We start from the raw sequence: 13,658 nt of genomic DNA, 5'->3' as shown, positions 1-13,658 counted from the left end.
GCTGTTTCTTGGGCAATGTCGCCACGGGCTTTCCTGGCTTCCAGTTGGCCCAATCATCGGTTGGGGCGTGTCCGTCTGTTCCCTCGATAGTTAAACGCCACTCCCTGGCCTTATTCTCCTGCCAACGCTCCCCTTTAGACAGTGCTAAGAATCCATGCCCTACAAGCTCATCAAATGCCTTTGTCGCGGTGTTCTTATGCACCCCCAATAATTCGGCGGCTTGCCTTTGCGATATGACTAGGCGACCGTTGCGCCCCTTCCGGTAAATCCGCTGAAATTCATCTAGCAAACAACGGGCGGGGCAGCTCAGATCGCGATAAGCTGGCGAAGCTACCCAAGTTTCATACTTGCGAATATGCGAACCTGTGCGCTTGGGTGTAGGTGACTTACTCGCCATAAAACCGCTCTACCCTCTTTGCGTTCACCTCTAGCGGGGCGTTAAGCATTCGCACACCTTGAGCGGTAACTTCGGCAATTACCTGATACCGGCGCGACTCAGGCCGCGCCCTGGCAATGGCAACGGGGGTGCCAGTTTTCTTCGCGTGGGTTTTGGCCCATTCGATACAGTTATACAGGTTACCGCTATAGGCTGAATTTTTAGCCAGTGCTTTAGTGACAACCATACTCACACCCCCAACGGCTTACAGGTGCTTATCTCGGGTTCGCTATAGCTGGGGGTGCCTGGCTCTACTTCACAGCGTAGCGCCTTCTCTTGGGCTTCTGCTTCGCTATCTGCGAGCACGACAAACGGGGTGATTTGTCGGGTCGTCAATTCCACTAGGTAGCGTTCCATCAGTTGGCCTCCTTGCTGATTAGCACATAGCGGGCAACACGGCGGGGGCGGCTAATGTCTGTCTCTATGGTTTCCCACAAGGTGGCGATGTTATGGCCGGTTTGGCGTAGCTCTTTAATGCGGGCCGGCGGGTGGTAGATGCCTAGCTCTTGGTTTGCGGCGTAGCTGGTAATACCGTAGCCCTGTGCGCTTTCTAATGCTGCCAATAGGCGGGTTCTTTGGGCGTGGGTACTGTTGGATAGTTTCTCTGGATTGGTCATAATGACACCTCAACAATTCGCTATATTTGGCCCTACGTTTGCGCGTGGGGCTTTTTTCGTTTGGGCTTAGGCTGCGCTTTCGCTGGTGCTGGTCTGCTCTGAAAATTGAGCCTTCCAGGTGTCCAGGGCGCTAAGTTCATAGCGAACGGCTTTGCCCATCTTGCGGTAAGGGGGTGCCTTTACTCCGGCCAATAAGCCGGTATAGCGCGAATTGTTGAGAGTGCGAAAAGAAAGCCTCAAATATTCAGCGGCTTCTGGTGTGGTCAATAGTGCGTTGCAATTCATTGTAGGCTCCAAGTGATTGTTTCTGGAGCTTCCAAATTACTATCAGTACTGTTTCCAACTGGAAATATTGAAAACGGTAATTTTGCGTTTTTAATCTTATAAGATTCTTTTTTCAGTATTTCAGCATTAAATCTTACCTCTGGCTTTCCCTAATAACACTTCATGTAAGTAAAACACTCCGGCTTCACCAGGATGGACTTTTCTGTATGTCTCCAACTGCTTTTTAAGGGGGGCCGCGTCATACCTTGCTTGTATCTTATTGAGGTGAGGTATTTCAACAACGTATTTTGGGTCAACAATGTTTAACAATTCTACGATTACGGCTGGCGGGAATCTTCCAGTAGAGCTGCTTTTCAAGATGCAAAATAAATTTAGATTTAATATTATCTCTCTAACCATCAAATCTCTTTTCGTTGCCATTGTTGCCCTGAAGGCTTCGGGATAGACTAAACCTAGCCGCTCGCCATTAAGTGGATCATAGGGGGCGTCGATAATGTCCGTATGGGCAATAGACTTATCCATCAATCGCTCTATTTCAGACGTGTCTATTACGTAATCCGTTCCTAGATCAGCCCTAAGCGAGTCAAGAAATTTTTTCGCAAGGTTTCTAGTTTTATCAGTAATACTGGATTTCACGCCTATGAGCTGTATTTGATTGTTTACAGCGGCGTCTAGCAAATCGCGGTCATCAATATACCTATCAACCAGCATGGCACAAGCCAATGCTCTTAGAGTGATCAGGTTCAAAAGCTCGCTTCTAGGATAATCAATCCCAATAAAGTCGCTATTTTCCAATAGCAAAAAATTCTTTTTTCGAAGATGTTCTTTAACCAAGATAAAGCTAGAACGGTGCGCTTTGTCTATGTGATTTACAAAGTGCAATTTTCCGCAAGTTAAAAGCCTGTAAAGCTTGTAATGCCTTGAAACCTGCTTATCAATATCATAGTCGTGGAGCCTGCCGTAAATCGTTGCATGTAGGGACTTACGGATTTTCCAAAATTCACTGTGTCTTGATTCTATTTCTTCGTCACTTTCGTTAGGGTGCTCGTGTTCGTCGAAAGGGTCATATTTGTCACGTAGCGCCCTAAGCTCTTTAAAAGTTTTTCCTATAGGTTTTCCATCTTCACGAACATTGTTGCGAAGCACAGTAGTACCGAAAAACCAATTTGTGAGCCCAATGAAAACGGCTATATCCCTATTTGTTAAAGCCAACCTGCACCCCCCACAGTGCCCCCAAATTAGAGCCCAAACCAAAGGCAGTGGGTGCTGCCTCTTTCGCCCCGTCGGGCTAGGTTTGGGTAACTGGTTAAGCGGTTTGCATCGCGGCTCTGGCAGCCTTCTCGTAAAGCAAGTCTGCAAGTACCGCTATACGCTCATCTTTCTCCTGCTCTGTACCTGGCGCAAACTCTCTTAGCTGGCCCAAGTTATCCGCTAGATTTTCGCCATTGAATAGCGTGTTCATCACTGCCTCGATAAAAACAAGTTCACTTTCTGGCAATGCACTTACTTTAGCAATTAGCTCTTCGCTTTTCATATACGCCCGCCTATAGATGATTAGGTTTGCGAAAACTACTGACTGTACTGGCCTGCCTTTTGGGCAAGCTCTTCGTAATAGTCCGCCATTGATACCAACTGGTGGTCATAAGCTATTTTTCTACCGGCCTCGGAAATTGCGATAGCTAAACCTTGTAACCGCCTAAAGTCTACATCGGCGTCCTCTGCCATCTCACGGATAATAGAGCCAAGATGATGAATACTGTAGCCAGCGCTTGATATGTCATACAGGTGGCCTGATAGTTCGCGCTCATTCATTCCCTCGATAGGTGTTGTACTTTCGCTCATGGCTACACCTCGCTATCGGTAACTGGCAGTTTGGTTAATGCCTTTTCCGTGCAAGCCTGGGCAATATCGAGTAAGCGAAGTGAGCCGTGGAAGGCTTCAATCCAGCGCTTTGAAATATCGCTACCCTCTAGCTCTTCGCTAATGCTTATCAACTGACCAATACTGCTAATTAGCATGGTGTGTGCGTCATTAACTAGGGCTTCTGCGCTAGGGTCTCCGGTGATCGAATAATTACAGGACAGCGGCATGTTTATAGCCTTGTGGCTTTCGGTAGCTATTGGGGTTTCCATCTTTACGCCTCGCGGTGGTTGGTTAGGTGTTCTGACTTCCAAAGTTACCGGCAATCACGTTTCCGGCTTCTGCTCTGGCTCTTAGGCTGTCCAGGTAATCAGCCCAGTGTTGCATCATCTTGCGGCGTTGCTCCAGGTGCTTAGTGCGGTTATAGGCTCTGCCGTGTACGTCCTTCACCGCGTGGCCTAACTGGTGCTCTATCCAATCAATGCGATAACCCAGCTCTTCATCTAAAAGCGTTCTGGCCATTGCTCTAAAGCCGTGCGGGGTCATGGTTTCGTTGTCGTAGCCTAGCGACCTCAGAGCCGTTCTAACACCGTTGTCACTTAGGGGGCGGCTGGCACCTCTGGCACTTGGGAAAACGTAATCACCACGCTTGTGGTAGTCCCTCAGGTCTTCCAGTATGGCCAGCGCTTGGCGGCATAGCGGGATAATGTGCGGCTCTTTGGTTTTAGTCTTTTCGGGGGGTATCTCAATTTGCTGTTTTTCCCAATTCACCTCTTCCCATAGCAGGTGGCGTAGCTCTCCCTGGCGACAAAAGAACAGCGGCGATAACTTGAGTGCGGCCTGAACTATGGGGGTGCCTTGGTAGCCCTGTATGGCGCTGTACAGCTTGCCTACATCATCGGGGGCGGTTACTGCAGCAAAGTGGCCTTTCTTGGGGGTGGCAAGTGCGCCTTTCAGGTCTGCGCTTATGTCGCGTTCTGCTCTACCGGTGGCCACGGCATAGCGCATAATCTGGCCCGTGTAGCTTTTGGCTCTGTGGGCTGTCTCTAACGCGCCGCGCTGTTCGATTTTGCGCAACACGGCTAACAGTATGGGCGGGGTTATATCGGTGATGGGCATAGCCCCAAGCCGTGGGAATAGATCGCGCTCCAGCATGGCCACAAGGCGCTTGTCGCTGCTCTCTGCCTTTTTGCCGCGATTCTGTAGCCACTCCCTCGCGATAACCTCGAAAGCGTCCGCACTGGCCTTCTTGGTTGCTTGGCGGGTGGCCTGGCGCTTTTGGCTTGGGTCGATACCGGCGCTAATGTCCACGCGGGCTTCATCTCGCAGCTTGCGGGCATGGGCTAGGGTTATCTCGGGGAACACCCCCAGGGCTAATAGCTTCTCCTTGCCTGCCATGCGGTACTTGAGCCGCCAATACTTCGCGCCGGTCTTTTTGACTAGCAGCAATAAGCCCTTTTCGTCGTACAGCTTGTAGTCTTTTTCGCGTGGTTCTGCGCTTTTGATTTGGCTGGCTGTTAGCGGCATGGCGATACCCTCAGGCTTGGGGGTATCAAATGGGCGGGGGTATCAGTTACCCCCGTATATACCCCCAATGGAAAACGAATATAGGGGTACAGTCTAGAACGCGAGTGTAGTGGGGGCAATAAAAAAGCCCCGTGGTTAGGGGCTTCTAGGATGGTGCGAGTACTCAAAGGTACTAAAATTGGTGGAGCCTAGCGGGATCGAACCGCTGACCTCAACACTGCCAGTGTTGCGCTCTCCCAGCTGAGCTAAGGCCCCGAAAGAGGTGCGCATATTAGGCTCGAATCAGAAATCTGTCAACACTTTTAGTCAATAAATTTAGCGAGTTAGCGAGACTGAACGGTGCTTATGCAATTTGCTGAGTTTTTCAACAATGCGGAAGGAGAACGGGCATTATGGCCTCTAGCCAACCGCCAAACCTACGTCCAAACTTTGGAATTGGCACCCCACGGGGCCCCTGCGACTGAGCCGAGCGCAGGGCTATTTTTGTGGGTAAGCAAACAGGACGTTTGCGCAAGTATCGCCAGGCCACGGAAGGCCTGTCGATACGGCCCTCAAAAATCGGTCGGAGCGAGAGAACCCGAAGGGCCAGACGCCGGGGTGTCCTCTTTTGAGTACTTTGCTGGACAAGCAGAAAAGTGCTTCGCCCGTCCGGCGACAGAGGGCAAGAATTACGCTAAACCGTAGACAAAGAGCGCCTTTAGACGCGCCGAAGCAAACCCAGAAAAGCCTTTAACGGAAGCACTCAGGACTTCGATAGCCGTTCGGCACTGATAGAACCCCCGCCTAGCGGGATGCACTCGGGCCTTCCGTGGCCCTCGCCCTACGGGCAGCTCCGCTGTGCAAAATGGCTATCCTGCCATTTTGTGAACCATTAACCTCAACACTGCCAGTGTTGCGCTCTCCCAGCTGAGCTAAGGCCCCGAAAGAAGTGCGCATAGAAGCTCGAACCGAAAATCCGTCAACACTTTTAGTTAATAAATTTCAGCGAGTTAGCCAGCCTGACCAGTGATTGCACGAAGTGACGAATTTTCCAACAACAAACCAGAAGATGCGTATTTCTGTATGCTTTCCACCCCTCAACCTCGAACCCGGCACCCCACGGGGCCCCTGCGACTGAGCCGAGCGGAGGCCTATTTTTGTGGGTAAGCACGCATGGACGCGTGCGCAAGTATCGCCGCGCCAGGGACGGCGCGTCGATACGGCCCTCAAAAATTGGCCGGAGCGAGGGAACCCGAAGGGCCAGACGCCGGGGTGGGCTTTCTTTTCGTTAGTTTTCTTTGCCCAAACAAAGAAAAGTGACTCGCCCGCCCGGCGATAGAGGGCAAGAATTACGAAAACATCTAATTAAGAGAAAAAGTAAGACAACTGGGAACCAACCAGAACGCAGCCCCCAAAGAAGGATAATCAGGCACATCCCTGTGCCGACAAACCATTAATCCTCAGGATTAACACCCAAAGCCTGATAGGCTTTCTCAAGCTTCTTAAGCTGCTTCTTCCCAGGCTCCCCCAACACATTAATCGCCTGACGCAAACGCGTGCGGCTCATATCCGGGCCCAGCAGCGTCATAGAATCCATCACCGAGAAAGACGCCGTGGTGCCGGCAATAGCGACAAAAATCGGCGCCAAAAAGTCTTTAAGCTTAATGCCCATTTGGCCCGACAGCTCTTTAAGGGCGTTAAAGATTTCATCGCGCTCCCAGCTGCGCAGCGCCTCAAGGCGCCACAGGGCAAATTGCAGCAACTGCTTTTGCTCGTCCAGTTCCAGCTTGTTGTCGGCAAAGCTTTGCTCGGTAAGAGGCAGTTGGCCCGAGGCCAGAAAGGCCACCAGGGGGATAAAATCGCCCAGGGTTTCCATGCGCTGTTGCGCGTGGGGCAGCACTTTAAGCAGGTTGTCGCGGTTCAGCATCCACTCGCCAAGGCGATCGGCCAGTGCTTCCGTGTCCAGGTTTTCGCGAATCCATAAGCCGTTCAGCCAGCTGAGCTTTTCCACATCGAAGATGGGGCCGCCCAGGCTCACGCGATTGATGTCAAAGTGCTCCTGCATCTCGGCCAGGGTGAATTTTTCGCGCTCGTCGGGCATGGACCAGCCCATGCGGCCTAAGTAGTTAAGCACCGCTTCGGGCAAGTAGCCGGCCTTTTTGTAGTAGAGAATACTGGTGGGGTTTTTGCGCTTGCTGAGCTTGGATTTATCCGGGTTGCGCAGCAGTGGCAGGTGGCACAGCACCGGTGCCTGCCAACCGAAGTATTCGTACAGCTTTAAGTGTTTGGGGGCGGAGTTAATCCACTCCTCGCCGCGAATCACGTGGGTGATGCCCATCAGATGGTCGTCCACCACGTTCGCCAGGTGGTAGGTGGGCATGCCGTCGGCTTTAAGCAGCACCTGCATATCCACTTGCGACCAGTCGATTTCAATGTTCCCACGCAGCATGTCGTCCACTACGCACACGCCCTCTTCCGGGATTTTCATGCGCACCACATAGGGCTCGCCTGCGGCCAGCTTGGCCTGTACTTCGGCGTCGGTCAGTTTTAAACCGCGACCATCGTATTTGGGAGTTTCACCACGCGCCTGCTGTTCGCGGCGCATTTCGTCCAGCTCTTCACTGGCGGCAAAGCAATAAAAAGCGTGGCCTTTTTCGATCAGCTGGTCAGCGTATTGTTTGTAAATATCCATCCGCTCGCTCTGGCGGTAGGGGCCGTGCTCGCCGCCCACGTCCGGCCCTTCGTCCCACTCCAGGCCCAACCAGCGCAGGCTGTCTAAAATGGCCTGTTCGGATTCGGCGGTGCTGCGGGTTTGATCCGTGTCTTCAATGCGCAGCAAAAACTGGCCGCCGTGCTGGCGGGCAAAGGCCAGGTTAAACAGCGCAATGTAAGCGGTGCCTACGTGGGGGTCGCCAGTGGGCGACGGGGCGATACGGGTGCGAACGGTCATAAATGTCTCTTGTGTCAGTTCTGAAGTTGATTAAGTGCGTGCCACAGCTGCTCGCCAGTTATGGCGTTTAGGGTGCGCGGGCGCTGGCCCGGCTGGCCGTTAGTGGCGGTGGCGTCTTCGTGGCGGCACAGGCGTTTGCCACACTCGTTACAAATATAGCCGGGGGCGACTATATGAGTAGAGCGCGGGCCGGTGGCGCCAATTAATTTTGGATCGGTCGGGCCGTAAGCCGTCACCGTGGGTTTACCCAGTGCGGCGGAAATATGAGCCAGGCCGGTATCGTTACACACGGCGCCCTGGCTTGTATGCAGCAGCCCCGCCAACTGGGTCAGCGTCATACGCTCTAGTACCTTGGCGTTGCGGCACCCGGCAGCGATTTGCTCGGCCGCGTCGCGCTCGGCGGGCGAACCCCAGGGTAAAAGCACATCCAGCCCCTTTTCCGCGGCCAAATCGATCAGCGCCTGCCAGCTTTGTGCCGGTAAACATTTAGTGGGCCAGCTGGCGTTGGTTACGGCCACTATATAGGGGTTGTGCGTAATGCTCTGCGCGGGCCACTCGCGCTCGGCCAGGCCAAACTCGGGGGCCGTTTGCGGGCGCTCGTATTCCAGCCCCGCGGCAAACAAATCGCGCCAGCGGTCTACCGCCAGAATATCCTGGGCCACGTTAAAGCGGCGCTGGTAAAACAGGTGGGCGCCCTTCTCGCGTACCGAATCGGCGTCGGGCCCCGCGCGTAAACCGCGAGCCATACGGGCTACGGTAGCGCTTTTAAAGCTGGTTTGCGCATCCAGTACCAGGTCGTATTTTTGCTCGCGCAAGGTGTGCCAATAGGCTTTTAACTCGCCCGAGCGCCAGGCGGTTTTAAGGCTGCGCTTCCAGCGCCGGTGGGCCGAGACAATAGTGCGCTCAACCGATGGATGCCAGGTGGGCACTTCGGCAAAAGCCTCGTCTACCGCCCAGTCAAAACGAATACCGGGAATGGCGCGGGCTGCATCGGTCACGGCGGGCAAGGTCTGCACCAAGTCCCCCATTGAGCTCAATTTAACGATTAATACCCGCATACCCGTCCAACCACTGAAAACTGCGCGCATTGTACCTTAACTGGCTGCCGACTCGTGAGATGGGATAAAAACTTCCGCCATTATATTAGATTATCCTAATTTAGATATTGCTATTTTAGAACTATCTAATATTATTAGATAGACGGAGGGATAAACATGAACCAATCCATGACACCCGAACAACTGCAGGCCAACGCCACTCAGGCAGCGGGCCTTTTGAAAATGCTCGCCAATGAAAAGCGCCTGATGATTCTGTGCGCGCTGATTAACGGTGAGATGAGCGTAAGCGATTTGAATACCCAAGTGCCCCTGTCTCAGTCGGCCCTATCGCAACACTTGGCAGCCCTGCGCGAGGCCGAGTTGGTCAGCACCCGGCGCGATTCGCAGAAAATTTACTACCGCTTAAACGGCGATGCCGCGGTGCGGATTATTGAAGTATTACAGAGTATTTATTGCCCTTAACGTATCAAACGGGAGCAAAGCCATGAGCCACAAAACCGCTACCACGCAAGAGTTTTTAAACCAACACCCGGACTGCTGCGTGGTGGATGTACGCACCCCAGCCGAAACCGCTAACGCCCATGTACCCGGCAGTATTTTTATTCCGGTGCAGGAGATTACCGCCGAGCGGGTTAAAGCCGAAATGGCGGCCCGCGGCCAGCAAGGCAAGCCTATTTATTTGATGTGCCAGAGCGGCAAACGCGCTGAAATGGCGGCAAATAATCTGGCGGGGAAAGTAGAAGAGCCGCTGATTATTGTCACCGGCGGGGTAAACGCCCTGAGCCAACACGACAACGCCCCGCTGCAAAAAGGCGACAGCAATGTGATTTCGCTGGAGCGTCAGGTGCGCATCACCGCCGGCAGTCTGGTATTAGTCGGGGTTATTTTAGGCGCGCTGCTCAACCCCATGTTTTACGCCCTTTCCGGCTTTGTAGGTGCGGGCCTGGTGTTTGCCGGTGTGACCGACACTTGTGCCATGGGCTTGTTGCTGGCGCGCATGAGCTGGAACCAGCGGGGATAATGTGGAGCTTTTCATCACCCCAGCAATTGGCGTTGTTATCGGGCTGGTACTGGGCCTGACCGGTGCGGGCGGTTCGGTCTTTGCCGTGCCCCTGCTGATTATTCTGCTGCAACTGCCCATGCAACAGGCCGCGGGCATTGCCCTGGCGGCCGTGGCTGCCAGCGCTTTATACGGCAGCCTGCGCAACCGGGGAAACCGGCGCATTTTGTGGGTGCCCGCGTTGGTGCTGGGCGCCGGCGGTGTTATCAGTGCCCCGCTGGGGCAATGGCTGGTGCAGCGCTTACCCGAAACCGCGCTGTTGATTGGGTTTAATGTGCTGGCGTTAGTGATCGCCGCGCGTATGTATCTCAGTGCCCTGCGCTCGCCAGAGGAGACCAAGGTCACCCGCGCCAATCCGGGCGACTATACCCTTGAAGGCCCGCTTTGCCGCTTAAGCCCCAGCGGCCAGTTTCAACTGCGCCCGCGCTGCATGGCCGGGCTGGCGCTGGGCGGATTGTTAGTGGGTTTACTGTCTGGGTTATTCGGCGTGGGCGGCGGCTTTTTGATTGTCCCCCTGCTGCTGTTTTTAAGCCGCATTGGTATGGCCCAGGCGGTGGCGACCTCGCTGGTGATTATTGCGGTTATCAGTGGCGCCGGGTTTATCAGCTACTGGCAAATGGGCGGCGCGTTAGACGTGAGCATGCTCGGGCAAATTGCCGCCGGTGGTATTGCGGGGATGATGCTGGGCCAATGGGTCAGCGGCAAGATTAACCATGTGGTTAAACAAAAAGTGTTTGCCGTCTCGCTGGTGGCTATTTCTATTGTAAGTTTATTTTCGTGAGGATATTCAGATGATTTTTAGACAATTGTTCGACAAAACATCCAGTACCTACACTTACTTGCTCGCCGACCAAGGCCAGGCGGTGTTGATTGATCCGGTGATAGACAATACCGACAGCTACATCACTTTGTTAAAAGAGCTGGATTTAACATTGGTGCTGGCCATCGACACCCACACCCACGCCGACCATATTACTGCGCTGGGAAAACTGCGCGAGCTGACCGGCTGCGAAACGCGCGTGGGCGAGCAGTCCAAAGCCGACTGCGCCAATGGCACTTACCGCGATGGCGATACCTTAAACGTGGGCGGACTGACACTTACCACACTGTACACCCCGGGCCATACCGACGACTCTTACACGTTTATGTTGGAGCACGACGGCGAAACCTCGGTGTTTACCGGCGATACTTTATTGATTCGCGGCACCGGACGCACGGATTTTCAAAACGGCAATGCGCGGGATCAGTACCAGAGCTTGTTCAGCAATTTACTAATGCTGCCCGCCGACACCTGGGTTTACCCCGGCCACGATTACAAAGGCTGGATGGTCAGCACCATTGGCGAAGAAAGCGCCCACAACCCGCGCCTTCAAGTCAAAGACGTGGAAGAGTATGTGAACTTAATGAACTCGCTGGATTTACCCAACCCCAAAATGATGGACGTGGCCGTGCCGGCGAATCAGGCTTGTGGGGAGGTTTAAGGAATGTCGGATGTCCGACGCGGAACGCGGAACAAAATTATCGCGGTTTTGGCTCAAGCGCTTTCAAGTTTTTTTGTCAGACTAGGTCTAAATTTTTACCCATAAATCTCACAATAAAAAGGGGCAAACCACTAGGCCTGCCCCTTCTTTTGCGTTCCGCGTTAAGCGTTTCACATACTGCATTTTTCCACAGCATCAGACATCCGACCTCAGACGTCCGACGCTATTACATTCCGCATTCCGCGTTCAGCGTTCCGCGCCTTTATTTGCGTTCCGCGTTCTGCGTTCTGCGTACCGCATTTTCATCGCGTCAGACATCAGACCTCCGACGTCAGACTTTCATCACTCCCCATAATACTCATCCAAAGCCCCACTCACATACACCAAAGGCGCGTTCCAATTAATGGTAACTTCGTTGGTGGAATAGCTGCACCAGTGGTCCAAATAGGCGCGGGCTTTGGCTTCGTTGCCGGCGGGATACTGATCGGCGCCGCAGTCGTTTTGCGCGTCGGTGTTGGGTCCGCCGGCGAGAAAGCCGGGTACCGGATCAACGATCCCGTCGGCTTCGGACTGACGGTGGTGAATGTGCATGGGCGGACGCTCGCCAAAGCCAGTTACATAGCTGTAGTCCGTGGGGTTGCGACCCAAGGCGTAGTCCAGCAAGGCTTGTGCGGCTTGAACATAGCGAGCATCGCCGTTTAAGCGGTAGCCTTGTAGTAGCATCATGGCTTTGTTAAGAGCGCCGCCGTTACTACCCCAGTACATATCGCCTTCGGAAAGAGCGACCCCGTAAGCCGATGCCTCGCTTTCACCGGCCAGCTGGTCGGCAAAGTTTTTAATACCCGATTCAATCAGCGACACATCCGCCGCGTCGGTTAAATGATTGCGGTGGTGGGCCAGCGACATCCACGCCAAGGCAGCGGTGTACGACCACCCGGGGTTGCCGATGCCCTGGGAGGGCAAATCCAGTGCCTGGTAGTAATCGTCATTGCCGGTGGTGATGTACAGCTCGGCCGCGGCCCAGGCAAATTCGTCGCCAAAGCTGCCATCGCCATAGGCGCCGGTGCTGATGTCGCTGGGCTGGTTATAGGCGACATTGGGGTTGGCCTGGGCCCATTGCCAAGCCGATTCCGCGGCCGCCAGCATTTCATCGGACAAGCCCGAGTAAACCTCCTCGTAGTCGGCCACAACCCGACTGGCGGTTGCCATAACCGCGGCGAAGTTAAGCGCGGCGGCAGTGCCCTTTTGCACCACATAGCGCTGGGCGGTGCCCTCGGCGGGCATTACCGCGCCGGCAAAGCCTTTGGTGGTCAGCTTGTGATACACGCCGCCGTCGTTGGGGTCTTGCATATCCAGCATCCACTCCAGATTCCACATGGCCTCGTCTAACAAGTCGGGAATGGCATTGCCGCTTTCGGGGATATTCAGATCCTGGTCGGCGTAGTAATCGCCGTTATGCTCCAGGGCCGCCAGCAAGGTGTAGGTAGAAATACCCGAATTCACAATGTATTTGCCAAAATCGCCGGCGTCATACCAACCTTTGGGGGCGCTAATAGCGGTGCCCGCCGGGCGCTCGGTGCTGGCGGCGGATTCGTGCACCAGCACATTAGTGTCGGGGTGGCCGGCGGCGCGGGCCCAGGTGCCGGCGTGCTCGGGTAAAAGCTCGGTACTGGCGCGGTTGTAGTAGTAGGCTTTAATCGCCGCGGCGTTAAGCTCGGCGTAGGGCGAGCCGCCGACTTCGAAGGGGTCGGATAACTCTGCGCCCTCGACCTGCAAACGGTAGGTCCCGGGGGTTTGCAGCTCGCTAAAATCGGCCAGGGCCACGGTTTGATTGGCCGGTGCCCAGCGCGCGGCGGCGCTTAAGTCACCGGTGTAAACCACGCTGTTATCGGCGGTATCTATCACGCTGAACTGGCTGGCGGCCACCTCGGGCACCACGGCCACTTTGCTGGCCTGGGGGGCGTAGCCCAGCTGGTTTAGCTTAATGCGCCCGGCACTGGTTACCGCCGAGCTGCTGGCGCTGCTAACCGCGCTGGAGCTGGAACTTGAAGATACGGCCTCACTGCTCTGGCTACTGGACTGATTACTGGGCGGGTTGGAGGTGCCACCGCTACTGCCGCAGGCGGTTAACACACAGGCACTGCAAAAAGCCACAGCGGCTTTTAAGCTGAGAGTTTTCATGGGCTCTTCCTATCTTTATATAGTTATATTGACTTAATGGTGCAGCCAGCGAGTGTAGCGCGATTGAGCGAAGAGCTGTATCAGGGAGAGCAAAGAATGGTTAATGGGGCGAGCGATTGCGCCTGCGTAGCGAGCTTTAGAAAAACCGCGCTACGCGAAGGTGGGCTTACAATCGCGCCAGCAAGACCTGTGGAACCTCACTTAAGATTCCACAGCGTAATTTT

Annotated in this window: 16 protein-coding genes and 1 tRNA gene; 4 read left to right on the top strand and 13 right to left on the bottom strand. The window is 54.3% G+C overall.

The genetic code is table 11. The annotated features are described in order from the left end of the window. Positions 1-386 precede the first annotated feature (386 nt). The 12 genes from NHM04_RS00350 to waaC all read right to left on the bottom strand — a co-directional run bounded on the left by NHM04_RS00350 (position 387) and on the right by waaC (position 8,742). Positions 387-623, bottom strand: a complete 237-nt coding sequence (locus NHM04_RS00350) for a hypothetical protein (protein WP_254265073.1) — start codon at positions 621-623, stop codon at positions 387-389. 2 nt (positions 624-625) lie between these two features. After that, positions 626-793 (bottom strand): hypothetical protein, encoded by a 168-nt coding sequence (locus tag NHM04_RS00345; RefSeq protein ID WP_254265072.1) that lies wholly within the window; start codon positions 791-793, stop codon positions 626-628. After that, positions 793-1,053: a helix-turn-helix domain-containing protein gene (locus tag NHM04_RS00340; protein ID WP_254265071.1), complete on the bottom strand. Its 261-nt coding sequence runs from the start codon at positions 1,051-1,053 to the stop codon at positions 793-795. Before NHM04_RS00340 ends, NHM04_RS00345 begins: the two co-directional genes overlap by 1 nt. A 66-nt stretch (positions 1,054-1,119) precedes the next feature. After that, a complete protein-coding gene (locus NHM04_RS00335) occupies positions 1,120-1,338 on the bottom strand; it encodes a helix-turn-helix domain-containing protein (RefSeq protein WP_254265070.1) in 219 nt (72 codons plus the stop codon). A 126-nt stretch (positions 1,339-1,464) separates the two neighbouring features. Beyond that, positions 1,465-2,550, bottom strand: a complete 1,086-nt coding sequence (locus NHM04_RS00330) for a hypothetical protein (protein WP_254265069.1) — start codon at positions 2,548-2,550, stop codon at positions 1,465-1,467. A gap of 94 nt (positions 2,551-2,644) precedes the next feature. Continuing rightward, on the bottom strand, positions 2,645-2,872 hold the full coding sequence (locus NHM04_RS00325; protein ID WP_254265068.1) for a hypothetical protein: 228 nt from the start codon (positions 2,870-2,872) through the stop codon (positions 2,645-2,647). A gap of 35 nt (positions 2,873-2,907) precedes the next feature. Beyond that, positions 2,908-3,180, bottom strand: a complete 273-nt coding sequence (locus NHM04_RS00320; protein WP_254265067.1) for a hypothetical protein — start codon at positions 3,178-3,180, stop codon at positions 2,908-2,910. A gap of 2 nt (positions 3,181-3,182) precedes the next feature. Then, positions 3,183-3,470 (bottom strand): hypothetical protein, encoded by a 288-nt coding sequence (locus NHM04_RS00315; RefSeq protein WP_254265066.1) that lies wholly within the window; start codon positions 3,468-3,470, stop codon positions 3,183-3,185. Between the two features lie 22 nt (positions 3,471-3,492). Beyond that, a complete protein-coding gene (locus NHM04_RS00310; protein ID WP_254265065.1) occupies positions 3,493-4,725 on the bottom strand; it encodes an integrase arm-type DNA-binding domain-containing protein in 1,233 nt (410 codons plus the stop codon). Positions 4,726-4,904: 179 nt separating this feature from the next. Beyond that, positions 4,905-4,980 (bottom strand) — tRNA-Ala (locus tag NHM04_RS00305). A 1,177-nt stretch (positions 4,981-6,157) separates the two neighbouring features. Beyond that, the gene (gltX, locus tag NHM04_RS00300) at positions 6,158-7,654 is read right to left on the bottom strand and encodes a glutamate--tRNA ligase (protein WP_254265064.1); all 1,497 of its coding nucleotides are present in this window, start codon (positions 7,652-7,654) and stop codon (positions 6,158-6,160) included. 14 nt (positions 7,655-7,668) lie between these two features. Continuing rightward, complete coding sequence (gene waaC, locus NHM04_RS00295; RefSeq protein ID WP_254265063.1) at positions 7,669-8,742, bottom strand: lipopolysaccharide heptosyltransferase I; 1,074 nt, start codon at positions 8,740-8,742, stop codon at positions 7,669-7,671. 126 nt (positions 8,743-8,868) lie between these two features. Here waaC and NHM04_RS00290 point away from each other — a divergent pair, with 126 nt between their 5' ends. From NHM04_RS00290 to NHM04_RS00275, 4 genes are read left to right on the top strand one after another with little or no spacing between them, the layout of a single operon-like run. Beyond that, the gene (locus tag NHM04_RS00290; RefSeq protein WP_254265062.1) at positions 8,869-9,174 is read left to right on the top strand and encodes a metalloregulator ArsR/SmtB family transcription factor; all 306 of its coding nucleotides are present in this window, start codon (positions 8,869-8,871) and stop codon (positions 9,172-9,174) included. A gap of 22 nt (positions 9,175-9,196) precedes the next feature. Further along, entirely contained in the window at positions 9,197-9,733 is a 537-nt protein-coding gene (locus NHM04_RS00285) for a rhodanese-like domain-containing protein (RefSeq protein WP_254265061.1), read from the top strand. A gap of 1 nt (position 9,734) precedes the next feature. Beyond that, a complete protein-coding gene (locus NHM04_RS00280) occupies positions 9,735-10,553 on the top strand; it encodes a sulfite exporter TauE/SafE family protein (RefSeq protein ID WP_254265060.1) in 819 nt (272 codons plus the stop codon). A gap of 10 nt (positions 10,554-10,563) precedes the next feature. Beyond that, positions 10,564-11,253, top strand: coding sequence for an MBL fold metallo-hydrolase (locus NHM04_RS00275; RefSeq protein WP_254265059.1), 690 nt, complete (start codon positions 10,564-10,566; stop codon positions 11,251-11,253). Between the two features lie 342 nt (positions 11,254-11,595). Here the strand turns inward: NHM04_RS00275 and NHM04_RS00270 are convergent, their stop codons facing one another. Continuing rightward, a complete protein-coding gene (locus NHM04_RS00270; protein WP_254265058.1) occupies positions 11,596-13,434 on the bottom strand; it encodes a glycoside hydrolase family 9 protein in 1,839 nt (612 codons plus the stop codon). Positions 13,435-13,658 lie beyond the last annotated feature (224 nt).

It is taken from the genome of Gilvimarinus sp. DA14 (assembly GCF_024204685.1).
Classification (GTDB): domain Bacteria; phylum Pseudomonadota; class Gammaproteobacteria; order Pseudomonadales; family Cellvibrionaceae; genus Gilvimarinus.
The sequence above is the reverse complement of the archived record's forward strand: the minus strand, read 5'-3'. Positions and strand labels throughout refer to the sequence as shown.

Coding starts and splice junctions, on each gene's coding strand:
- NHM04_RS00270 (WP_254265058.1), bottom strand. CDS start 13,434: ATGAAAACTCTCAGCTTAAAAGCCGCTGTGGCTTTTTGCAGTGCCTGT.
- NHM04_RS00315 (WP_254265066.1), bottom strand. CDS start 3,470: ATGGAAACCCCAATAGCTACCGAAAGCCACAAGGCTATAAACATGCCG.
- NHM04_RS00320 (WP_254265067.1), bottom strand. CDS start 3,180: ATGAGCGAAAGTACAACACCTATCGAGGGAATGAATGAGCGCGAACTA.
- NHM04_RS00345 (WP_254265072.1), bottom strand. CDS start 793: ATGGAACGCTACCTAGTGGAATTGACGACCCGACAAATCACCCCGTTT.
- NHM04_RS00275 (WP_254265059.1), top strand. CDS start 10,564: ATGATTTTTAGACAATTGTTCGACAAAACATCCAGTACCTACACTTAC.
- NHM04_RS00285 (WP_254265061.1), top strand. CDS start 9,197: ATGAGCCACAAAACCGCTACCACGCAAGAGTTTTTAAACCAACACCCG.
- NHM04_RS00290 (WP_254265062.1), top strand. CDS start 8,869: ATGAACCAATCCATGACACCCGAACAACTGCAGGCCAACGCCACTCAG.
- gltX (WP_254265064.1), bottom strand. CDS start 7,654: ATGACCGTTCGCACCCGTATCGCCCCGTCGCCCACTGGCGACCCCCAC.
- NHM04_RS00310 (WP_254265065.1), bottom strand. CDS start 4,725: ATGCCGCTAACAGCCAGCCAAATCAAAAGCGCAGAACCACGCGAAAAA.
- waaC (WP_254265063.1), bottom strand. CDS start 8,742: ATGCGCGCAGTTTTCAGTGGTTGGACGGGTATGCGGGTATTAATCGTT.
- NHM04_RS00340 (WP_254265071.1), bottom strand. CDS start 1,053: ATGACCAATCCAGAGAAACTATCCAACAGTACCCACGCCCAAAGAACC.
- NHM04_RS00335 (WP_254265070.1), bottom strand. CDS start 1,338: ATGAATTGCAACGCACTATTGACCACACCAGAAGCCGCTGAATATTTG.
- NHM04_RS00325 (WP_254265068.1), bottom strand. CDS start 2,872: ATGAAAAGCGAAGAGCTAATTGCTAAAGTAAGTGCATTGCCAGAAAGT.
- NHM04_RS00350 (WP_254265073.1), bottom strand. CDS start 623: ATGGTTGTCACTAAAGCACTGGCTAAAAATTCAGCCTATAGCGGTAAC.